The organism is Arthrobacter sp. MDT2-34-1, from assembly GCF_059091365.1.
Genome location: NZ_JBNHGO010000002.1, coordinates 364,340 through 385,259 on the forward strand (window position 1 = coordinate 364,340; position 20,920 = coordinate 385,259).

Below are 20,920 nucleotides of genomic sequence, written 5' to 3' on the forward strand. Positions count from 1 at the left end.
CGTGCAGTGTGTTGAGCGGAACTCCGAGCGCCAGGCGCAGCGTCCGCCAGATTCCGCCTCCGAGCCGGCCAGGGAGACATGGTGGTCCGCAGCCTTCTCCCAAGTTGGAATGCGGCAATCCAACACCCTGGGCGTGCATGCGCCTGAAGCCAGAAGCTGCAACGGATCCACGCCGATGCCACCGATCGCGCCGCAAGGGCCCATTGTTGGTCAAAACTATTCGTAAGATTGTGGGCTCTTTCAGCCTATTCTGCAAACAACGCACGACCTTGCGCAGAAATTCTGGACACCGTCCGCACGCAACTCGTGCACATCAGTCGGCGTGGTAGGGCTGCGGTTTTGGTGGAACCCGGACCTTCACGAGCGAACGCCGCGAGTAGCGTCTCCCGTCCCGAAACCGGCATAGCAACTCTCCGTACACGGGACTCTGGAAGTTATCCCGTTGATCAAGGGCGTTCTGGCCTCCAACCATCCTAAAACTAGACACTCCGCACTCGACGACGAGTCACGGCCGATCCCGCTGATATTGTGCAAGAAATCTATAGGGAGTCGATTCGCCATGCGCCTTAAGCATCTACATATCCGCAACTTTCGGGCTTTGGCTGATGTCGAGATACCTCTTTCCGAATTCGGATGCATCATCGGCGAAAACAACGCAGGAAAATCGTCAGTTCTCCACGCACTCGTTTTGGTCTTGACCGGCAGCGCCCCTAGGAAGACAGACCACTCCGACTTCCATGATCGAACGAGACCGATTCGGATAGAGCTAACAATCGAGGACGTTAGCCCGGTCGATTTGGAGCGAGTTTCGGACTCAGGCCACCGGGCCAGCCTTGCAGCCGACATCATCGACGGCACCATCACCTTCGTACGAATCGTGAATCCGGAAGGAGTCAAACAGTCCCTGAAAGTTTTGCGGCTAGCTCCATCGGATCCGAAATACAGCGATGAGGTTCTTACGCCCCTAATGAAGGGCAAGAAAGACGCGGCGCTCCGAGAATGCGTAGTCGAACTCATCCCCGAACTGGAGAACAGACTAGGTCCGAAACCCACCCAAGCGGCAATCAGGCTTGCCCGCGATGAAGTCGTTGCGTCTCTTCCGGCGAGTGAGAAAGTCCTTCGAGATGAGCCTCTCGGCACCGGCATTGACGCTGCAATAAAGCCCTTCCTCCCGGAAGCAATTTATATAGAGGCTGTCAAAGACGTTGCCAGTGATGTGAAGACCACTGACTCGGCTCTCTTTGGCAAGCTTTTGAAGATCCTTCTGGATGAAGTCTCTGATCAGTTCCACGACCTTGAGGATGCGTTCGCCAAAATCCACGAGAGGCTCAGTCGAGTTGCGGATGCTTCGGGGGTTTTTCATGACAACCGTCTCGCGCAGGTACAACGCATCGAAACCACTATCCAGAACTTCGTGCGTGAGAGTTTCCCCGACATCGATCTCAGGATGTCGGTCCCGGTTCCAGAACTGAAGACCATCTTTTCCGCCGCCGAGCTTACCGTCGACGACGGTCACGAAGGATCAATCACGAGTAAGGGAGACGGTCTGAAGAGGGCCGTTGCTTTCGCAATTCTGCGCGCGTACACAGTCCTCCGGTCCGGGATCAGCTCGGATGCTGCGCGCAGTCCGCGTGCTTCTTACATTTTGCTCTTTGAAGAGCCCGAGCTGTATCTGTATCCCCGAGCTCAACGTCAACTCTTCCGCGCCTTAGAGTTGTTCTCCAAAGACCATCCCGTTCTGGTTACAACGCACTCTCCAACCTTTTTCAGCGCCGATGCGACGAAGACGTTCATCAAACTCAGCAAAACACCTCAAGAGCTAGACACAGCTGCTCCAGCCACTCGTGTCTACCCTGTGGACCTCCGTGGACAGCTTTCTGATCGCGATGCCTTCCAAATGATTTGCCACGAACATAACGACATCGCGTTCTTCTCCAGAGCCGTCGTATTGGTGGAGGGCGACAGTGACGCGATCGTTCTGGGGCATCTTGCGAAGTTGCTGAACTCCGAATGGGATCATCTAGAGGAGAACATCGCGTTTGCAAGGATTGGTGGCAAGCACAATATCTCCCGCTACAAGACCTTCTTCGATTACTTCGGCATCGACGTACATGTCGTATGCGACCTGGACGCGCTACTTGACGGACATGTTCATCTGTTCAATGACGCCGCCACGACAGCCATGCATCAAGAACTTTTGGCAGCGGTCAATAAAATACTCCCACCCAAGGAAGGCCAAAGCATCACTCAGGGCCAGGCTAATCAGTTATCCAAGAGGGGCGATGCACACGGGAGTTGGCTCGAGGCTGAGTCGCAATTCAGATCTTGGGACGGTTCCCCGGACGGTTTCGCTGCCATCGCTTCCGCTATGAAAGACTTCTTCAGCAGACCCCGCAAGGATGAACGTCTGGAGATACTCCAAGGCGATGACCCCGAAGTAGTCCGGCTCAAAGACAAACTGCTCACCACGTTGCGAGGCAACAAGACGTATGTACTCGGGCAGGGGGATCTGGAGGACTACTACGGAAGCTTCGCCTCAAAACGCAAGACTGAAAAGGTCGCCAAGGCCCTAGAATTCTGCGACCGGGTCACGGACCTTGACAGTTTCCGTGCGCTGCATGACGCCCAAGAAGAGAGCATCGTCTTTGAGTTACGCGAAATCATGGTTCAGATGTTTTCCGGTGATCCAGCCTTGAACCTCGAGTTGATCAGCGAAAGTCTGGACAGTTCATCGGATCCGATCGAGGAGCCGGTACCGGCGTAAACATAGTGACCATGTCATGAGATGCAGCCGACCTGGGTTGTAATTCGACGTCTGGTACGGACCGGTGACTTCGCGGCTATCTTGCAGGGTTCGTGCGCAGGCGATTCCCGGCTCATTGGTCTTGAATTTCATGAGAATCGCAAGCGCGTCCTGGTCACCGCCCTGCACAACACGTAGCTCAAGCGACGTTCGACGCAGGCATGGATCGCCCGCGACGTGATGCTCGGCCGGATTGGGCTGCCGCCGCTGCAGCAACGCCAAGTGGACATCCAGGCTTGGCTGGACCACCAGGACGCGCTTTCCGACCATGACACCGAGGCCGATTTCCAGACCGACTACCTGCCACCCGGAGCTAATTTTTGGACGCCGTCGCGGCCCCGCTCAAGCAGTTGATGAAGGACAAAGGAGAGAAAATCCTCGGCTACCGGGAGAGCATCCATCCGTCATGCCCGGTGGCCGCCCGGCACCAGACCTCAGCGGCCCCTCCGAGAACATTGACACCGGAGTGCTGGCAGCCCAGACCGGGGACACCAAGCAAGCCGTCGGCAGGTAAGACCAGCCAAGAACAGCGGACAATGCGGGTGGCCGGGAGCGTTGCCTCCCGCCACCCGCCGTCGTCACCCTTCATCGGCCTATCCGGCAGCGGTTCTCTTCCCGACCTGTCGCGGAAGTGCTAGGGCCCGTTCCCGCCTGTTCCGTAGATGAACTCCTCGGCGTGAGCCACGGCCTTCTTAAACGAGTCGTTGCGTAAAGCCGCCTGTTCCGGGCCGCCGTTGACGCTTTCGGTGTAGTTCGTGAAGCCCGGGCGCAGCGCCCAGATGCCACCTGCCGGCGGCAAGTAGAACACGGCGAAGGAGCGGTGCTCGCCGTCGTCGTCCTCCCACACCGGAACGACGGCGACGGCGGCGCCGGTATCGACGTTGATCCACTGGGCGCGCGGCCGCGGTTGGCCTTCTTCGAAGACGCTCGGGTCCAGGAACGGTGCGGTCCCCGGCCCCCAGCGCTCCTCGAACCGTTCATGGAAGACGGGAAACAGGTGATGGTCGTACCGACGCCAACTGGAAACAGGCATTGATCCTCGCTTCATCGAAAGGGGAATAGCAGCCACTCAGGCCACACGGTATCCTCGGGCTCCGGTCGTGGGAAGCCGAGGTAGACCGGATCCGCCACCTCGGTGGCCGGGCGTACTCGCGGGACAGGGTGCGGACGCATCCTGTGCGTCATGGGCGGTGTCGGCGAAGCCGCCTGCCCGGCGCCGGGCGAAGCCGCCGTTGGGTCGCCGCGGCGGCCGCCGGACGACGCAGACGCCGTTTGCCCGCGTCCGCTGCCCACCCGGCGTCCGCGGTCGTAATCCGCGCGGCGGCCCACGTCACCCAGGACGGAGTAGGCCTGCAGGATGGTCCCCATCGCCAAGCCGTCAGCACGCGACCGCGGCGCATCGCCGTCGTGGTTCAAATCAGGATGATGCAGGCGGAGCAAGGCCCGGTAGGCGCGCCGGATGTCCGCATCGCTGGCGTCGGGCGCCACACCCAAGATGGCGTAGAAGTCGGCGTCACCCATGCTGGCCTCCCTCCTGCTGCCGGAAGCGTTCGCCGCTCATGGCCAGCCGGTGGCTCCGCCCGCGCCCGGGCGTCACCACCGGCTGCGATCCCACAGGTCAGGCGTCGATCATCTGCTTGGTGTCTCCGCCTTTGATCTCGATCTTACGCGGCTTGGCCTGCTCGCGGATGGGGATCCGGAGGGCCAGCACGCCGGCTTCGTAGTTCGCCGTGACCTTGTCCGTATCCAGCGTGTCGCCCAGGATCAGTTGGCGGCTAAACGTGCCGCTTGGCCGTTCGGCGGCAACGACTTCCTTGCCGTCCTCGATCTTGGACTTGCGCTCCGCAGCAACCGTGAGGACATTGCGTTCAACGTCCAGGTCAATGGTGGACGGATCGACGCCGGGCAGGTCGAGTTCGACGACGAACTCCTCGCCCTCGCGCCATGCATCCATCGGCATCGCCACCGGGCGAGCCTGGTTTCCGAAGACCTGCTGGGTCAGGCGGTCCAGCTCACGGAAGGGATCAGTTCTCATCAACATGGCAGCCTCCTTCAGTTCTTCTTCTCGGCGCTCACTAAATCTATGTTCGAGCGCATAGATATTATGACTCTGCGCTACTATGTTTGCAAGTCGGTTTTGGGAGGAATTTTGGCACGCGAGAAGAAGCAGCAGCCGCGGACGGACAAGGGCGTCTACGGCATCTCCGTGGTCTCCGACATCGTGGGCGTGGGCGAGCAGACCCTGCGCCTGTACGAACGGCGCGGCCTGCTGGAACCGGAGCGCACGGCGGGCGGCACGCGGCGGTACAGCCAGGACGACGTTGACCGCCTCCGCCGGATCGGCGAACTCGTGGACGACGGCGTGAACCTGGCCGGCGTCGGCAAGGTCCTGGAGCTGGAAGAGGACAACGCTTCGCTGCACCGGCAGCTCAAAGCCGCCAAGGAACGTGCGGCCGGACAGGAGCAGCCCGAGGAGCCGGAGGAAACCACGCGGCCGGCCTGAACGCCTCCCCTCCGCCGGGCACCCGGAGTAGGGTCGACACCGGGGACTACTGCGGAGCAGAACCGAACAAAGGACCACGCTCATGGGACTGCGAAGCGCGCTGTTCGCCGCGCAATACGATGCTGCCATTCGCCGCGAGCCGGCGGAGCTCGCGGCGCACCGCAAGGCCTTGCTGTCCGGCGTGAGCGGGATTGTGTACGACGTCGGGGCCGGCACCGGCGCGAACCTGCCCTACTTCCCGCCGGGGTGCTCCGTGACGTTGGTGGAACCGGACCCGAACATGCGCAAGCGGCTGGAGTCCAGGGTGGGGTCCCACTCGGCAGCGGTGCGCGTCGTAGATGCGCTTGCCGAGGACTTGCCGGCCGAGGACGCGAGTGTGGATGCGGTGGTGTTCACCCTGGTGCTGTGCAGCGTCCCCGACCAGGCCGCGGCCCTGGCCGAAACCAAGCGCGTGCTTAAGCCAGACGGCAAGCTCCTCTTCCTGGAGCATGTCCGCGGCCCGGGCGCGCACGGCAAGGTGCAGGATTTGCTGCGGCCGGTGTGGTCGTTTGCTGCACAGGGCTGCGAACCCAACCGGAATACCGCGGCGGCGATCACTGCCGCGGGCTTCAGCGTGGCGATGCAGGATAAGTTCGCCGTCGGCCCGGCCTGGCTCCCTATAAATCCAATGGTGGCGGGCACGGCAACGCCCGGAGCCATCCGCTAGGGAGTCTCCGGGCGCAGCGCGGCGCAGCCGCTTAGGCGGAAGATTGGTTACCCGAAGCCGCCGAGCTTGTCCTTCATGCCGCCAAGCTTCTCGCCCAATCCCCCGGGGAGCTTGCCGAGGAGCGCGTCGACGTCGATGCCCAGCTTGGACAACAGCCCTGAGTCGCGCTCGGTGTCCACCTTCTGCGGCAGTTCGGCATCTGCCGCAACTGCCTGGTCCTCGTTTCCCTGCTGCTTGAGGAAGTCGATGATCTGCTGCTTGTCGATCTGCATGGGTTTTCCCTTCGCTAGCGTGTCAGCGTACTGTCCACTCTCCTCGCGGCGGGCAGGTGTGGCAAGGGCTCGAGACGGCAGCCAACGCCGGATGGCATACTGTTTGGACTCCATAGCGCCGTGGAAATCTCGTGGACAGGAACGCTAGACATGGCAGGGCATTTCGAAGTGATCAAGGCGCCCGACGGCGGCTACCGGGTCAGAATGCTGGACGGCAAGGGGAATCTCATGGCCGAATCGGTGACCTATCCGTCCCTCCAGCAGGCCAAGGACGGCATCGAGCTCGCACGGGAAATCGCCGGCACCGGCCGCGTGATCGACCGAACGGACGGCACAGCAAATACTTAGACGGCGCAGCTGACGGCTTCGTTGCTCACCGTGCCACCGCCCTCCCTGCCGCGTAAACGTCCGCGGGCATCGCCCTCTGCAGCTTCCAAGTGATCGCGATCGGCTTCTCACCCGAGTGCTGCACGTAGTCGACCTGGCCCAGACACGTGTAGGGCATAGTCATCCCGGCATCATCTTTTGCATGCTCTCGTGTAAACAGAACAACCTGTGACCCGTGCGCCTTGCGGTCGAGGTACCGCCTCCCGACCGGACTCGTGGTAGACGCCGAGTTCTGTGATTCCCAGTGGAACAAGTCCTCGCTTAGCGCGTAGTCCTTGTACATGGTGGTGGCCGAGTGATTCTTCTCGTCCTTGTTCAAAGTGACGAAAAAGGCGTCGGTAGCTATTTCCGGGCTCCAGGCAACACCCTCTCTGTGCTGCGCGTTCCTCCCGCCGAGCTTGGCGATGCCGAGGGCAGCCAGAACTTCTTCGCGGCGGTATGTGGCATGCGAGTACATAGGTAGGTGTTGCAGGCCTAGTCCGAGCCCCTTAGGCATGTGGCGAGCAGCTTGAACACCGAGCTTCATCAGTTGGCTAATCTCGGAGCAAGCGTAAGGATAGGCCCGCAACTGCTCGAAGGCGTCGTCGTACTCTTCGAAGTCTCCACCATCGGGCCAGAGGGTAAAGAAGAGCATCCGGGCCAGGGTCTTCTCTCGCTCCCCCAAGTCTTCGTAGGGCGCGGCGGCTGGGGAAACGAGCGCGGTGTATGTCTCAGCCCGTTCCGGATCATCGACATGCATCAGCGCGGTCATCTTTTTGAGTACAAGCTGCTCCTCGAAAAGTGACCCACCAGCGCGGTGGATGGCCGGCTGCATGCCGGCATCGATCAGCCCAGCCTCACGGATCAGCGACGTCCAAGAGTCACCGGTTCTGCGGTATACCTCCGTCGCATCCCTGCCGGACTCGCGCAGGTAGTCCTCCAGCAGGACCTCGGCGTGTGACCGTACGTCGGCGACCAGCTGACTGCGGTTGAACCTCAGCTGGGATCTGATGTTATCCAGCACAGTCCGCTGCGCCACCCGATCCAGGATGATCTGGCAGCCGGAGGGCAAGAGCGGAAACTCCTCCTCGATCTGTTTCACGAGGCCTGCTCTGGTGGTTCCGGTCAGTGCCCGGAACTTGGGAGCGAAGCGGAATTCGCGGCGCTGCTGGCCGATGAAGTCCAGAACTGTCAGGACGGCCTTATCCTCGGCTCGCCGGAGGCCGCGGCCGAGCTGCTGGAGGAAGATGGTCGAGCTTTGCGTCGGGCGCAGCAGCAGGATCGTGTCAACTTCCGGCACGTCCAGGCCTTCGTTGAAGAGGTCGACGGCGAAGATGCAGTTGATCTCCTTGCTCCGAAGACTGGAAAGGGCTGAGGCTCTGTCCTCGCTGGTCGTATCGCCGGAGACGGCCACCGAAGCGATCCCGGCGCCGTTGAAAACCTTGGCCATGTAACGTGCGTGCTGGACGGAGACGCAAAATCCTATGGCTCGCATCTCAGTGGTGCTGAGCACTTTATCGCGCAGTTCCTTAATCACCTTGGCCGCGCGGGCGTCGTTGCCCGTGTACAGGACGCTCAGTGCCTGGAGATCGTAGTTCCCCCGCTTCCATTCCACCTGGCTTAGGTCGACGTCGTCCGCCAGTCCGAAATAGTGGAATGGAACCAAAAGGTCGGCTTCCAGTGCGTCCCACAGGCGAAGTTCGCTTGCTGTGCGGCCGCCAAAGAACGCCTCCGCGACGTTGACGCCGTCGCCGCGCTCCGGCGTGGCGGTCAGGCCAAGCAGCTCCCGCGGGCGGAGGTGGTCAATGATCCGGCGGTACGTCGGCGCTTCCACGTGGTGGAACTCGTCGATGACAACGACGTCAAAATGCTGGGGGGCGATCTGTTCGATGCCCTTGGACGCTAGAGACTGAACGCTGGCGAAGACGTGTTTCCATTGCGTCGGCTTATCCTCCCCGACGTAGAGTTCGCCAAATGTTCCGCTCTGCATAACCGCTCGGTAGGTGCGCAGGGCTTGCTCCAGAATTTCCTTCCGATGGGCGACGAACAGCAGAGTAAGCTGGCGGCCGGCTTGGTCGCAGAGCTGCTGGTAGTCCAAGGCAGCGACAACGGTTTTGCCCGTACCCGTAGCGGCCACGATCAGGTTTTGATGGTGGCCGTGGATCCCGCGGGACGTTTCAAGCTCCTCCAACATCTCAACCTGGTGAAGATGTGGCCGGACCTCCAGCCCAGTGGTACCCATGGGCTGCATCGCGGTGGTGCCACCGTTGCGCAGCAGGGCGGCATCGAGCCTTTCGGCGTCGGAATCCGGGTCATAGGGGACGAAAGCCCGCTGCTCCCAATAGCTGTCAAACGTGACTTCGAACTTGTTCAGCAGTGCGGGCGTTGTGACAGACGATAAACGCACGTTCCATTCCAGACCGTCCAGGAGGGCTGGCCTGCTCAGGTTGGAGCTGCCGACGTAGGCCGTGTGGAATCCAGTGTTGCGGCGGAAAAGCCATGCCTTGGCGTGGAGTCTGGTGGCTTGGGTTTCGTAGCTGATCCGCACTTCTGCCCCGTGTCTGCGGACCAGTTCATCAACCGCACGGCGTTCGGTGGCGCCCATATAGGTAGTGGTGATAACGCGGAGGGGGACACCACGTTCTGCGAGCTCATCGAGTGCCCTCTCCAGAAGACGCAGACCACTCCACTTGATGAAAGCACTGAGCATGTAGACCGCATTGGCCGAGGCCATTTCGGCACGGAGCTCTGCGGCCAGATTCGGATCGTCCTTGCCATTCGTTAGAAGCGCAGACTCTGATAGTGCGGTGAGTGGACGACGAAGGTTTCGACGTCGCAGTTTCTCCGGTGCATGAAGCGAGAGAAGCTGCTGCGGGCCGTCTTTGATCGAATCTTCTGCCTGGATAACTTCTAACATCCTGTTGGCAAGGGTCAGCCGGTCCTCGGGCTTCGCCGCTACTAAAGCATTCCTTGCGGCGTCACCAATATGTCTTGAAAGGATCTCCGTGACGCCAGCCCCGTCTAGTGTCTCGAAGTTCGCCTGGTACTCCGGCAAGTCCTCCAGTCGACGGGCCAAAGATTCCGTGTGCAGGGCCTCATATAGACCCTCGTGCAGGGCTTCTGCCTCTCCCCCAATGAATGCGTTCACCTGACCAGGGTAATCGAGCAACCCGGTAATCCATCTGGCCCGGAGTTGGCTTGCCAGTAAATCTAGCGGTGTGTACTCAGTGCAAGTAGTGCAGACCGAAGGTGCTCATTATTCCTCGTAACCCTTGTAAGCATTGTTTGCCGTTCAGATTCCGCGGCCAATGCGCCCAGGCAATGGCCGAGTCACGGTCGGTGTCAACGCGGCTGATCATCACCAGCTCCCCTGCGCCCGCGCATGGTCACGCCGGTAACGCGGCATCGGCAGGTGCCAACATATTGCTAAAGATAGCAAGCGCATGCCCCCGTTCGCACACCACCATAGGCCGTAAACTATGCGATCCAAGAGGGAGTGATTTCGAGCGATTCTTTGCTGTAGGTATTCACAAACCACGCTCCCTCCGCCGGGGCCGAACTTCGGCACAGAAAAGTCCTGATCTCAAACACCAGCGGTTTGGATGGAGCAAGGACAGGAAGCGAGGCTTGCGCATAAGAGGCTCACGTGTCGGAGCTAGGTCGGCGGCCAGAACAGCCACCTGCAACTCCTCTGCTCGGACCGGATGATCCGCATTATGTATGCGTTACCTTTAGGGGCGTTCTCCCGCAACGCAGCCGCTACAGGAGAACACCCCCCAATCAGTTCAGCTGGACAAGCTTACTACTCGCAAGCGACGCCATCGCCGTCGCGGTCGAGGTGTGAACCATAACCGGGGGCTCCACTGTAGACCGGAGCAGCTCCTGCAGCTCTAGCTGCAGCGCAGTTCGGGTAGTAGGCCGCAGGTGCCGGTGCTGGAACTGCGGGGACGTTTGCCTCGGCTTCCTCTGCGGCCCTCTGCTCAGCCGCCGCTGCTTCCTCAGCGGCTCTTTTTTCGGCCGCCGCTGCTTCCTCCGCGGCCCTCTTTTCAGCTGCCGCTTCTTCCTGAGCCTTCTTAGCGGCAGCAGCCTTCTTTTTAGCTGCTGCCTTTTCTGCGGCCGCCTTCTTTTCAGCTGCTGCCTTTTCTGCAGCCACCTTCTTTTCCTCTGCCGCCTTCTTCGCCGCAGCTTCCTTCTCTGCTTTTTCCGCGGCGAATGCTGCTGCTACCACTTCGTCGTGCGCATCCCTGTCCATCCACACAAGCTCACCGTTTTCATTTTCCGTGCAGAAATAGACCTCCCCTCTAACACCGCGTCGAGCATCCTCGACGTCACAGCCAGTGTTGGCGATCATGCTGGCGCTCGGCGAAGGAGTGGCCGTGACATTACCCGCAGCGGGCTCGAGTTTGTCGCTTCCGGTCGCAGAGGTACCCGTGACAACGAGACCCAGGACGAAGACCAGCACTCCGCCCAAGGCTGTAGATTTAGCTGCCTTCCCGTTCCTGAGCCCTATCCAGGACTGACGCCTGAACACGAGCGCGAATATGGCGGTTAGCAATGCGACAATCCCCAAGAGGACGAGATACGCGCCGAACCCGCCGGACGCCACGGAAAGTATCAGCAGCAGCAACAGAACAGCGGCAATAATCCAGAAGGACACACTGGGACGCCACTTGGGAGCCTGACTTTGGGCAGGTTGATCGTACGGATTGTGATACATGGGTTCCCCAACTTAGTGATGAAGCGTTTACGCACTGTTGGCAGAATAGCAGCCGAAGTTCGGTTCGCCCTAGAGTTCGACTCAAAGGGAGCGCGAATAATGACCCGAAATCAGGTCAGTCCCTGGTCACGATGGATTTGAACGACTCGAGCAATTGCTGCAGCCCGGAACTGCCGCCAATGCTGATAGGCATTACGTCGCCTGCCGCGCCCTTTCTGGTGAAAACTGCCTCATCAGCCGTCAGGAGGAGTGCAACGGGATCAACATCCCGCCACCGCACCCGCTCAAGTCTCGATCTATGGAATGAGCCAGCAAAGATGGGCGTCAAGAAGTCCGCGGGCGTTGCCGCCGCCGAGTCTTTCCTCATTACGACGACGCGAATCTCCGCGAGGGACGGCGCTACGGCCAGCCCCTCCTTCACCGTAGCCAGTACCGTCGATGCTAGTGCGCTGACATACAGCGCGTTGCGGTCCGCCCTGGTCCGCTTCTTGGTCGTAAGTTTCCCCAATGGGGTATAGGAGGGTGTCCTTTCCGGCACCATCTGTGCCGGTCCAAACAGGATGACCACGGTGGCGTAGTTCTCACCCTCTTCGACGCCCACATCAACACACGTCGCTTCGGATACGTTGTCACCAAACGCTTCCTCCAACGCCATCATGACCGTCTCCGGTTCATGCCGGAGGAGTTTCTCCCAGTTCTCCTGGGCAAGTTTGCATTGAACCTCGTAGCTTCGCTGCCATTCAGCTTCAAGTCGAGCCTTCTCAGCATGTGCCATTTGATCGGCTTGCGCCTTCGCCGCCTTGCGTTCGGCCAGCTGAAAACGACCTATTTCCGCGAGCACCTGCTGGGCCAACGCAGTCCGAATAAGCTCGTAGTTGGCCACCGGCGGCACTGGAACGTACGCCGGGGCCGCGCGCTCAAAGTCCTCGTGATGGAGTGTCACCAAGGACATCTCCAGCGCCGCGAGCTCCGCAATCTGCGCCTCGGCTGCGGCTGCTTTGTCGGCGCGCTCAAGCTGCGCGAGACTGGGACGTTTAAATTGGGAAGAACCGCCCTGCCGACGCTGCAGCGGCGAAGTAAGGCTCGACTGGCTCACCTGGATTCCGGCGACCTTAGCTGCCGAATAACTCCAGCCAGCGCCAGAGGAATCCTGCACGACGCTGTCTCCAAGGCTCGTCCGGATGCCTCGGCCGGACGCAGTGATGCGAACACCTGGCGCTATCTTGAAGCTCGCTCGTGCCATGACTTCTCCCCCGAAGAAACGATTGACTGGGCTTTAGCCTATCGGACGTACAGCGGCTAAAGCGCTGGCTCAACGATCGGGAAGTTGGTGACGCTTGCTGTGCTTGGGTAGACGGGTAGGGCTGGGCCACGTCGACCAGCTGACGACCTTGAGGGCCAAACTTCCCTGGGACCGCGGGCCTCATCAGGAAGCTACAGCCGGAAGCGTAGCGCGCCTGCCGGACGCGCGCCTCGAGTGCCCGGACCTTCCGGCGCGCCGGCGGATAAAGTACTCGGCGGCGGCGAGGTTGAGCAGCCAGGCGGCCCCCATGAGCACTGCGCGGCTCAGTTCGTTGGTCGGGCCGACCAGGAGGATCCAGGGGATGGTCACCAGGGCCTGCGTTCCGGCCGCGATTCCGATGGCGTAGCCGCGGGCCATCCAGGCACCGTGTGCGGCGAAGTTGCGCCGCCGGATCGCGAGGATGCCCAGGACGATGCTCACCGTCATGGCCGTGCCGAACACCAGTCGAAGTACGAGCAGGATGACGCCGTCGTCGGGCGGGAGGTCGTAGAAGACGGACATCCAAAGGCCGGAGAGGGCAACGAGCAGGCCGGCCGGGATGAGGACAACCCCGGCGATGCGGTGCCAGCTGTGCCTGCCTCGCTTGCCGCGGCGCAGCGAGGGCACAAACTGGAAGGCCCCGACCAGGCTGTAGACGATGGCCGCGGGGATGTGGATCAGCACGGGAAGGGGCGAGTCGAAGAACCGCTGGTTGGCCGGCGCGACCGCCGCTCCCCCGGTCAGCTCGGCCACGCGTATCGAGCCGAAGATGACCGGGATGAGGCTGACAAAGATCAAGCCGGCGGGTATGAGCCAGCGGCCGCGGGGCTGGCGCCCGGAGGCCTTGGTGACGGCGATGGTTTCTGCAGCCATTGTTTGCTTCCCCAAGTTGATGGGTGTACGGCGTACACCTTGTGATTTAAAAGTAGGTGTACGTTGTACACTTGTCAAGAGATATCTGCCATCAGAAAGGGTGGTCCTGATGGCTCAGCAGGTGGAGTCGGCACGCCGCACCCCGCTGAACAGGGAGCGGGTGTTGAGCGCCGCCGTCGTTCTTGCCGACGAAGCCGGTGTGGACGCGCTCAGCATGCGCAAGCTGGCCCAGGAACTGGGCGTGGTCCCGATGGCCCTCTACAAGCACGTCGCCAACAAGGAAGAACTGCTCGACGGCATGGTCGACGTCATCGTCGGCGAGATCGAGACGCGACCCAGCGGGACGGATTGGCGGAACGCGGTCCGTGAGCGGATCCTCTCCGCCCGGGAGGTCCTGCTGCGCCACCCATGGGCCCGCCAAGTACTCGAGTCGCGCACCAACAAGTCGCCGGTTGTCCTGGACTACATGGACTCGGTGATCGGCATGTTCCGCGCCGGCGGATTCTCGGTCGACCTCACCCACCACGTGATGCACGCCTTGGGCAGCCGGATGTGGGGTTTCACCCAGGAGCTGTTCGACGACTCCCAGAGCGCGCCGGCGGACGTGCCGCCGGAGATTCTGCAGATGATGGCCGCGCGGTACCCCCATATCGCCGAGGTTGCCATGGCGGGAGCGCACGACGACGGGTCAGTGGTCGGCCAGGGCTGCGACGACCAGTTCGAGTTCGAGTTTGCGCTGGACCTGCTGCTGGACGGTTTCGAAAGGCTCCACCAGCAGGGTTGGACCTCGGCCCAGCGCTAAGGCGGCGCGCGGCTGGATCACTGCATTTTGGCGGCCTGTACGAAATCGCGAATCAGCCCGACGTCCTTGACGCCGCGGCGGGATTCAACGCCGCTGGACACATCCACGCCGTTCGGCCGGAGCGTGGCAATCAACCCGCCGACGTTGGCGGGAGTCAGCCCGCCCGCCAGCAGCCAGAACCCCCGCGGCGGTTGCGCCTGGATGGCGCTCCCGTCGAAGGTCACTCCGGCGCCGGGCTCGACTGCGTCGAGCAGGATCCGCCCGGTGTCCCAGTCCGCCTTTTCGTCCGCGGGGAGGGCTTCGTAGGCACCGGCGGAGAAGGCGCGCAGAGTCCGGAACCCCGCGTCCTCGAGCATGCGGATGTCGCGGCGCGGCTCGTCGCCGTGCAGCTGGACGGTGGTCACTGCCGCGGCCCTGGCGGTTTCGAGCACCTCGCCGATGGGCTGGTTGCGGAACACGCCGACCGTTTCGACATCCGCCGGCACGGTTTCGCCGAGCGCGCGTGCCAATTGGGCACCGACTGTGCGCGGGCCACCGGGGGCGAAGACGAAGCCGACCGCGTCCGCGCCGGCGTCGATAGCGGCGGCGACCGCCTCTGGAGTCCGCAGTCCGCAGATCTTGACATAGGTTTCAGCCATTATTCCTGCCCGTTCGTGCTGTGCGTGTACGTGTGCATCCGCTCGCTCTCGGGACCGAAACTGCTCAGGATTTCGACGCGAGGGCTTTGCCGTGGCCACGGACTCCGCCAAGCACCTTCTGGGATGCGCGCTCCGGCGAGCGCAGCCGACTCTGGAGCCCGCCACTCTTGAGGACACCATCGTAGCCGCCCGCAGGTGCACCGCGTCCGGGTCGGCCGACGAGTTCCGGTCAGGCCTTGCCCCCGACACGTAGGGTATGAGGGACGAGCGCCGGAAGCCGACCAGAGGAGGAGAATGCGCGCCTACGTCCTCCTCCTGCTGGTGGTCATCTTCTACGCCGGCAATATCTTGACCGGCAAGGCGCTCGGCGACCTGCCGCCTTTGACCATCGCGTTCTTCCGGGTCTTCATTGCCTTCCTGGTGTTGCTCCCGCTGGGCTACCGCAGCGCCTGGCAGTCCCGCCGCCTGTTCCTCCAGCACCGCAGACCGCTGCTGCTGATGACGCTCACCGGAGTCGCCCTCTTCAATACGCTGATCTACACCGCCCTCCAATTCACCTCGGCCACCAACGCCTCGGTGCTGGAAGCCTCGGTGCCGGCGGTGACGGTGGCCCTCAGCTTCTGGCTGTTGCGCGAGCGGCTCAGGGCGGTCCAGTGGTTCGGCGTCGTGCTGTCCGTATGCGGCGCGCTATGGGTGGTGACCGACGGGCAGTTGGCTCGCCTCGCCGACCTGTCCTGGAACATCGGGGATGCCATCATGGCGTTGGCCGCCGTGTCCTGGGCGGTGTATTCGATCGCGGTGAAGAAGTATCTGCACCTGTTCCCGTCCTACGGGGCGGTCCTGGTGATGACCGGGCTGTCGGTCATAATCCTGCTGCCCGTCATGGCGGCGGAGTGGCTGATCGTGGGAGTTCCGCGGATCGGCGGAGGCCACTGGTCCGGCCTCGTGTACCTCGGCGTCTTCCCGTCGGTGATTGCCCTGATGCTGTACAACCGGGCCGTTGCCGTCCTCGGGGCGTCCCAGACGTCCGTGTTCCTGAACTTCGTGCCGGTCTTCACCATGCTCGGTGCGTATCTGCTGCTGAACGAGAGCATCAGCGTCATGCAGATACTCGGCGCAGCCCTGGTGATGTGCGGCGTGTTCTTCACCACCCGGGACAAAACAAGCGCCGGGCGCAAGGGCTCGCGGCCCGCCGTGGAACCTCGCAGGGATTCAGCCGCTGAGGAAATTCCTTAGCGTCCGTCCCTTTGGAACGGGAGCCGCTATCAGGCGTACGGTGGCTTCAAGGCGGCTGCAAGGGAAGGCGCAAGCGCGCCCGAGCATGCGCTGTGACCGTAAGCGGCGAGCGTGAAAACCAGCCGCGAACAGCAAACCGAGGGAAGGATGGACATGGAACCCGAGGATTTCGACCTGCTGGTGATCGGCGGCGGGAAGGCCGGCAAGTCGCTGGCGATGGACCTGGCCAAGTCCGGCCAGAAGGTGGCGATGGTGGAGCGGGCGATGGTCGGCGGCACCTGCATCAACGTGGCGTGCATTCCCACCAAGACCCTCATCCAGTCCGGCCGGGTGCTGGACACCGTGCGTCGGGCGGCCGAGTTCGGCGTGGCGGGCGCGGAGCAGCCCCGGATGGACCTCGACCTGCTGCGCCGCCGCAAGGAGGACGTGGTGGACACCATGGTCGCCGGGCAGCAGAAGCTGTTCGCGGGGTCGGGCATGGACTTTATCCTTGGCGAGGCCAAGTTCGTGGCCGAGAAAACGGTGGAAGTGGCGCTGAACGACGGCGGCACCCGCCTCCTGCGCGGCACCGACGTCGTGCTCAATCTGGGCACCGAGCCGGCCCTGCCCACCATCGACGGCCTGGCCGAATCCGGGGTGCAGACCAGCAACACCCTGCTGCACCTGGAGGAGCTGCCGGCGAGCATGGTGATCTTGGGCGGCGGCTACATCGGCTGCGAGTTCGCCGACCTGCTGAACACCATCGGCGTGGAGGTCACGGTGATCCAGCGCGCCGGGCAGTTGCTGCCGCGGGAGGACGCCGACGTGGCCGGGCTGGTGGCCCGGAACTTCACCGACGCCGGGATCACGCTGAAGCTCGAGTCGTCCGCGGAGAAGATCGAACGCGCCGCCGACGGGAGCGTGACCGTGACGCTGTCCACCGGGGAGACCGTCACCGCGGACGACGTGTTGCTGGCGCTGGGACGCCGGCCGATGACGGACGGGATGGGGCTGGAGAAGGCCGGGGTGGAGCTGACTGACAAGGGCTTCGTCCAAGTGGACGACCAGCTACGCACCACGGCCGACGGCGTATGGGCCGCCGGCGACGCGGCCGGCTCCCCGCAGTTCACCCACGCCTCCTACGACGACTACCGGATCTTGAAAGCCAACCTGGCCGCCGCGCGGCGCGAGGGCAAGCCCCGGTCTACCCAGGGGCGGTTAATCCCCTACACCGTCTTTACGACGCCGGAGCTCGCCAGGGTGGGGATGACGGAGGCCCAGGCCCGGGAGACCGGCCACGAGGTGCGGATCGCCAGGATGCCGGTCAGCGCGATCCCCCGCGCCAGGACCCTTGGTGAGCTGGACGGCGAATGGAAGGCCGTGCTGGACCGACGGACCGGCAAGATCCTGGGTGCCGCGCTGCTGGGAACGGGGGCCAGCGAGGCAATCGCGGTGCTGCAGATGGCGATGATCGGGGGAATGGACTACACCGCGGTGCGAGACGCGATCATCACACACCCCACCGTCTCCGAGGGGTTGAACCTGCTGTTCACACCTGCGTGGCTGGAGGACTAGGCGTCCAGCGCCTGCTTTCCGGTGTCCTTCGTGGCGGCTTCCCGGACTTCGAGCTCCGCGGCGAGTGCGTAGTACTGGAACAGCGCGTCCCGGACAGGGTGCTCACAATCCAGGTCCCGAAAGCACCGGTTGCTGAGATTCAATAGCTGGTCCGTGGGCAGGATCGACAGATCGGCGGGAAACGGCGAACGTCCGGACGCCCGAATCATGCTGTTCATGCCGCCCCCTGCAAAGGTGCCCGGCCAATGGGCAAAGCCGGGCACTGCGGCAGATTCGCGGGAGCGGCTACCGCAAGAGTGCCGGTGAAGGGGCCCGGCTGCGCTGCGCCAACTTGCTCTCCTGCGCCGAACCGTTCGAGCATCTCCAGGCCGCGGCGTTCAATGTGCTGCGCGTCGGACAGATCTACCGTGATTAGCATTCCGCGGGCAAGGCGCTCCATGCGATGGAACAGGGGTAAAAGCGCTGTGCAGCTGTCCGCGGTCAGGCACCCGCTGACCTCGATGACCGCCGAGGAACGGTCGATATCAAGCCTGACAAGTACACGCAGTTTGTGATCCATGATCGGCTCTCCATATGAGTGGATCGATGGCCAACTGCTTAACCGGACCCAACGCTACAAGTACATCTCCCCTTGCTCAAGGGCTGGAGGCGATGCGTACGGGTTATTTGTCGAAATGGGTTTCGGCCGACGGAGTTCCGGTGGAGGCGACGATGTCGGAGGCCAGCTCGCGGAGCTTGATGTTGCGGGTGTTGGAGGCTGACTTGAGCATCGCGAAGGCTTCGTCCTGGCTGCAGCGGCTTTGACCCATGATGATCCCGACGGCAACGGCAATGGTCGTTCGTGATTCCAGCGCCGCCTTCAAATCCGCTTCGGTCTCCCGATGCCGGGCCAGCCGGACCGCCAGGGACAATGCCTGGGAGGCCTGGTGCGCGTATTGTTCGGCGGCCTTAAGCGCTTCCGCATCAAACCTTTTCGGCATATCCGAGTAGAGGTTCAGCCCCGCGCTGTCCCCGCTCTCAAGCGGAATCGGCACGGCCAGGATGGACCGGATGCCTTCGGCCAGAACGTCCTGGGTGTATTCAGGCCACGTCGTTTCTGTCTGCAGGTCTGCCATGTGTACCACCGTGTGTTCGCGAGCGGCGCGCAGGCACGGTCCGTCTGCGTATTCGTACTGAATCTCGTCCATCTTCTGCGCACGGTCGCTACTGCTCGCGACCGTGCCGGCCTTCTTATGGCGCAGCAGCGTGATGCCGACCAGGAGTTCCTCGCCGGGCCGCGACAAATTGTGAACGGCCAAACGGGCCACCGCGTTGAGGAACGCTTCGATGTCCGCACTGTCGGCAGCCAGTCCGTGAAGAAAGTCCCTGACTGTCGTCTCGGAATCATCAAAAATCTCGCCTGCCATGATGTCCTCCACTGATGCTCCGGCGTACGTCCACGCTACACCTCGTGACGCGGGTCACAGCTAGAGCCAGTGGGGCGGAATCTGTTTCGCCGGCCTACGGCCTCCCCCTCCCTCGCTGATAACGATTCGGAATACCAATCGCTTCAGGCAACTACTTGGCACTCGACACCGTACGATGCTAAGTGTGCTGTCAAAGGGCCAGCCGGAAAGCAGGAGACGTTGGCGAGTACGCCTCATTCAGATCGGGCCGGCACGCTCCTGGGCGGGCGATACCGGCTCAAGGAACTTGTCGGGACCGGAGCGAGCGCGCGGGTGTATCGGGCGGAGGATGCCGTCTTGGGACGCGAGGTCGCCGTCAAGGTCATCCAGCGGCCCTCGATGAACGAGGCAGAGTTCCACCGCGATGACGCGGAAATCAAGCTCCTGGCGCGGCTGAACCACCCCAACCTGGTGATCCTGCTGGACGCGGGCATCGACCGCGTGGAAGCGGGACACCCGCAGATCTACCTGGTCATGGAGCTGATCGAAGGCGCGGACCTGAGAACGCGCCTGGCGGAGGGGCCGCTGCCGCCGCGCCACGTGGCCCAGGTTGGCCGCGAGCTGGCCGAGGGAATCGCCTACATCCACAACAACTCCGTGGTCCACCGGGACATCAAGCCCGGCAACATCATGCTTCTCAATTACGACGACGACGCCTCGCGGCTCCGGGCCAAACTCACCGACTTCGGCATCGCCGTCGTGATTTCCGAAGATGCACGCGAGGACGGCATCTATGGGACCGCCGCCTACCTGAGCCCCGAGCAGGCCAAGGGCGAGCCCGCCGGCCCGGCCAGCGACATCTACTCCCTTGGCCTGGTGCTGTTGGAGTGCTTGACCGGCAAGCCCGCCTTTCCCGGTCCGCCGCTGGAAGCAGCGGTTGCCCGGCTGCTGCGTGATCCGGAGATCCCGGCCAGCCTCGGTCCCGACTGGGTGTTGCTGCTGGGCGCCATGACGGCTGCCGACCCGGCGGAACGCCCTACCGGACGGGAGGTGGCGCTGGCGCTGGAGGAGATGGAGCTTTCGCTCCGGGGCAGGCGGCGGCTGTGGGGCAGGCGCCGGCTGGACATCCCCGTCGTGCCGAACCACGGACCCCACCGCCTGAAAGCGGCCGCGCGCTAAGGCTTTCGCGGCTGCTCTGCCGGTCCGGGGTCCGACGCCGGCAGCCCGGCCAAGCGTTCTATCACGCGAAGTCCCGCCGGAGTACCGGGCCAGTGCCGGCGCAATGCCTCCGGGCCCGCGGACCGAATCAGCAGCCGCAGGGCCCAGGCGACGACCAGGACGTCGTCGGCATACCCGATGACCGGTAAGAAATCCGGCACCAAGTCGATGGGGCTGGCCAGGTAGGCCAGCAGCAGCACGAGCAGAATCCGGACCCGCGCCGGAACCGCGCGGTCCCCCGTCAACCGGCGCAGCAGCCGCAACAGATCCGGCAGCAGGCGCAGGGCATCGCGCATTCCCACCGTCTCCGGATGCCGGCGCGCGTACCACCACAGGCAGGCCAGCAGCACCGCATAGACCAGGACGAGGCCACCGGCAACACCGACCAGCAGGTCAACCCAGTCCACTCTCTGCTCCCTTCCCGGCACGGCCCCGACGTCGTACTTTTCCTGGCCGCGCTACCGCAACTGTAGGGCAGACAGGGACGTCCATGTGCGGTAGCGTCCAACCATCACGGCGGCCCGGCGAGTGCCGGGCCGGCTTCGGCAATCCTTCGGAGGGACCC

Annotated in this window: 22 protein-coding genes; 9 read left to right on the forward strand and 13 right to left on the reverse strand. The window is 62.9% G+C overall.

Annotated elements, in window-relative coordinates; translation table 11 throughout:
• Positions 1–559 precede the first annotated feature (559 nt).
• Together AC5RVV_RS12045 and AC5RVV_RS12050 are read left to right on the forward strand one after the other, a co-directional pair.
• Entirely contained in the window at positions 560–2,764 is a 2,205-nt protein-coding gene (locus AC5RVV_RS12045) for an ATP-dependent nuclease (protein ID WP_494001621.1), read from the forward strand.
• Positions 2,765–2,983: 219 nt separating this feature from the next.
• Positions 2,984–3,157 (forward strand): hypothetical protein, encoded by a 174-nt coding sequence (locus AC5RVV_RS12050; protein ID WP_494001622.1) that lies wholly within the window; start codon positions 2,984–2,986, stop codon positions 3,155–3,157.
• A 280-nt stretch (positions 3,158–3,437) separates the two neighbouring features.
• Here AC5RVV_RS12050 and AC5RVV_RS12055 read toward each other — a convergent pair whose 3' ends face one another.
• The 3 genes from AC5RVV_RS12055 to AC5RVV_RS12065 all read right to left on the reverse strand — a co-directional run bounded on the left by AC5RVV_RS12055 (position 3,438) and on the right by AC5RVV_RS12065 (position 4,844).
• Positions 3,438–3,836 carry a hypothetical protein gene (locus AC5RVV_RS12055; RefSeq protein WP_494001623.1) on the reverse strand — a complete coding sequence of 133 codons (399 nt, stop codon included), beginning with the start codon at positions 3,834–3,836 and terminating at the stop codon, positions 3,438–3,440.
• An 11-nt stretch (positions 3,837–3,847) separates the two neighbouring features.
• Positions 3,848–4,324, reverse strand: coding sequence for a J domain-containing protein (locus AC5RVV_RS12060; protein WP_494001624.1), 477 nt, complete (start codon positions 4,322–4,324; stop codon positions 3,848–3,850).
• Positions 4,325–4,421: 97 nt separating this feature from the next.
• Positions 4,422–4,844, reverse strand: coding sequence for an Hsp20/alpha crystallin family protein (locus tag AC5RVV_RS12065; RefSeq protein WP_493987766.1), 423 nt, complete (start codon positions 4,842–4,844; stop codon positions 4,422–4,424).
• A gap of 108 nt (positions 4,845–4,952) precedes the next feature.
• On the opposite strand from AC5RVV_RS12065, the gene AC5RVV_RS12070 reads away from it, so the two are divergent.
• Complete coding sequence (locus tag AC5RVV_RS12070) at positions 4,953–5,306, forward strand: MerR family transcriptional regulator (RefSeq protein WP_494001625.1); 354 nt, start codon at positions 4,953–4,955, stop codon at positions 5,304–5,306.
• A gap of 82 nt (positions 5,307–5,388) precedes the next feature.
• The gene (locus AC5RVV_RS12075; RefSeq protein WP_494001626.1) at positions 5,389–6,012 is read left to right on the forward strand and encodes a class I SAM-dependent methyltransferase; all 624 of its coding nucleotides are present in this window, start codon (positions 5,389–5,391) and stop codon (positions 6,010–6,012) included.
• Between the two features lie 47 nt (positions 6,013–6,059).
• Here AC5RVV_RS12075 and AC5RVV_RS12080 read toward each other — a convergent pair whose 3' ends face one another.
• Positions 6,060–6,284 carry a hypothetical protein gene (locus AC5RVV_RS12080; protein WP_494001627.1) on the reverse strand — a complete coding sequence of 75 codons (225 nt, stop codon included), beginning with the start codon at positions 6,282–6,284 and terminating at the stop codon, positions 6,060–6,062.
• A 150-nt stretch (positions 6,285–6,434) separates the two neighbouring features.
• Between AC5RVV_RS12080 and AC5RVV_RS12085 the strand changes: the two genes are divergently transcribed.
• Positions 6,435–6,632 carry a YegP family protein gene (locus tag AC5RVV_RS12085; RefSeq protein WP_494001628.1) on the forward strand — a complete coding sequence of 66 codons (198 nt, stop codon included), beginning with the start codon at positions 6,435–6,437 and terminating at the stop codon, positions 6,630–6,632.
• 25 nt (positions 6,633–6,657) lie between these two features.
• Here the strand turns inward: AC5RVV_RS12085 and AC5RVV_RS12090 are convergent, their stop codons facing one another.
• From AC5RVV_RS12090 to AC5RVV_RS12105, 4 genes are all read right to left on the reverse strand, one after another.
• On the reverse strand, positions 6,658–9,765 hold the full coding sequence (locus AC5RVV_RS12090; RefSeq protein ID WP_494001880.1) for a DEAD/DEAH box helicase: 3,108 nt from the start codon (positions 9,763–9,765) through the stop codon (positions 6,658–6,660).
• 687 nt (positions 9,766–10,452) lie between these two features.
• On the reverse strand, positions 10,453–11,307 hold the full coding sequence (locus AC5RVV_RS12095; protein WP_494001629.1) for an excalibur calcium-binding domain-containing protein: 855 nt from the start codon (positions 11,305–11,307) through the stop codon (positions 10,453–10,455).
• 175 nt (positions 11,308–11,482) lie between these two features.
• Positions 11,483–12,610 carry a DUF4236 domain-containing protein gene (locus AC5RVV_RS12100; RefSeq protein WP_494001630.1) on the reverse strand — a complete coding sequence of 376 codons (1,128 nt, stop codon included), beginning with the start codon at positions 12,608–12,610 and terminating at the stop codon, positions 11,483–11,485.
• Positions 12,611–12,793: 183 nt separating this feature from the next.
• Complete coding sequence (locus AC5RVV_RS12105) at positions 12,794–13,522, reverse strand: DUF2306 domain-containing protein (RefSeq protein ID WP_494001631.1); 729 nt, start codon at positions 13,520–13,522, stop codon at positions 12,794–12,796.
• A gap of 109 nt (positions 13,523–13,631) precedes the next feature.
• On the opposite strand from AC5RVV_RS12105, the gene AC5RVV_RS12110 reads away from it, so the two are divergent.
• Positions 13,632–14,324: a TetR/AcrR family transcriptional regulator gene (locus AC5RVV_RS12110; protein WP_494001632.1), complete on the forward strand. Its 693-nt coding sequence runs from the start codon at positions 13,632–13,634 to the stop codon at positions 14,322–14,324.
• Between the two features lie 17 nt (positions 14,325–14,341).
• Here the strand turns inward: AC5RVV_RS12110 and AC5RVV_RS12115 are convergent, their stop codons facing one another.
• Positions 14,342–14,962 (reverse strand): phosphoribosylanthranilate isomerase, encoded by a 621-nt coding sequence (locus AC5RVV_RS12115; RefSeq protein ID WP_494001633.1) that lies wholly within the window; start codon positions 14,960–14,962, stop codon positions 14,342–14,344.
• A 294-nt stretch (positions 14,963–15,256) separates the two neighbouring features.
• On the opposite strand from AC5RVV_RS12115, the gene AC5RVV_RS12120 reads away from it, so the two are divergent.
• Both AC5RVV_RS12120 and AC5RVV_RS12125 read left to right on the forward strand, forming a co-directional pair.
• A complete protein-coding gene (locus tag AC5RVV_RS12120) occupies positions 15,257–16,198 on the forward strand; it encodes a DMT family transporter (RefSeq protein WP_494001634.1) in 942 nt (313 codons plus the stop codon).
• Between the two features lie 153 nt (positions 16,199–16,351).
• Positions 16,352–17,752, forward strand: coding sequence for a dihydrolipoyl dehydrogenase family protein (locus tag AC5RVV_RS12125; protein ID WP_494001635.1), 1,401 nt, complete (start codon positions 16,352–16,354; stop codon positions 17,750–17,752).
• Here the strand turns inward: AC5RVV_RS12125 and AC5RVV_RS12130 are convergent.
• The 3 genes from AC5RVV_RS12130 to AC5RVV_RS12140 all read right to left on the reverse strand — a co-directional run bounded on the left by AC5RVV_RS12130 (position 17,749) and on the right by AC5RVV_RS12140 (position 19,170).
• Positions 17,749–17,970: a hypothetical protein gene (locus AC5RVV_RS12130; RefSeq protein ID WP_494001636.1), complete on the reverse strand. Its 222-nt coding sequence runs from the start codon at positions 17,968–17,970 to the stop codon at positions 17,749–17,751. The genes AC5RVV_RS12125 and AC5RVV_RS12130 overlap by 4 nt on opposite strands.
• Complete coding sequence (locus tag AC5RVV_RS12135; protein WP_494001637.1) at positions 17,967–18,311, reverse strand: hypothetical protein; 345 nt, start codon at positions 18,309–18,311, stop codon at positions 17,967–17,969. The genes AC5RVV_RS12130 and AC5RVV_RS12135 overlap by 4 nt, the downstream gene beginning before the upstream one ends.
• A gap of 103 nt (positions 18,312–18,414) precedes the next feature.
• The gene (locus tag AC5RVV_RS12140; RefSeq protein WP_494001638.1) at positions 18,415–19,170 is read right to left on the reverse strand and encodes an ANTAR domain-containing protein; all 756 of its coding nucleotides are present in this window, start codon (positions 19,168–19,170) and stop codon (positions 18,415–18,417) included.
• Positions 19,171–19,377: 207 nt separating this feature from the next.
• On the opposite strand from AC5RVV_RS12140, the gene AC5RVV_RS12145 reads away from it, so the two are divergent.
• Positions 19,378–20,316, forward strand: coding sequence for a serine/threonine-protein kinase (locus AC5RVV_RS12145; RefSeq protein ID WP_494001639.1), 939 nt, complete (start codon positions 19,378–19,380; stop codon positions 20,314–20,316).
• On the opposite strand, the gene AC5RVV_RS12150 is transcribed toward AC5RVV_RS12145, so the two are convergent.
• Positions 20,313–20,762, reverse strand: a complete 450-nt coding sequence (locus AC5RVV_RS12150) for a YkvA family protein (protein ID WP_494001640.1) — start codon at positions 20,760–20,762, stop codon at positions 20,313–20,315. The two genes, AC5RVV_RS12145 and AC5RVV_RS12150, sit on opposite strands and share 4 nt — an antisense overlap.
• Positions 20,763–20,920 lie beyond the last annotated feature (158 nt).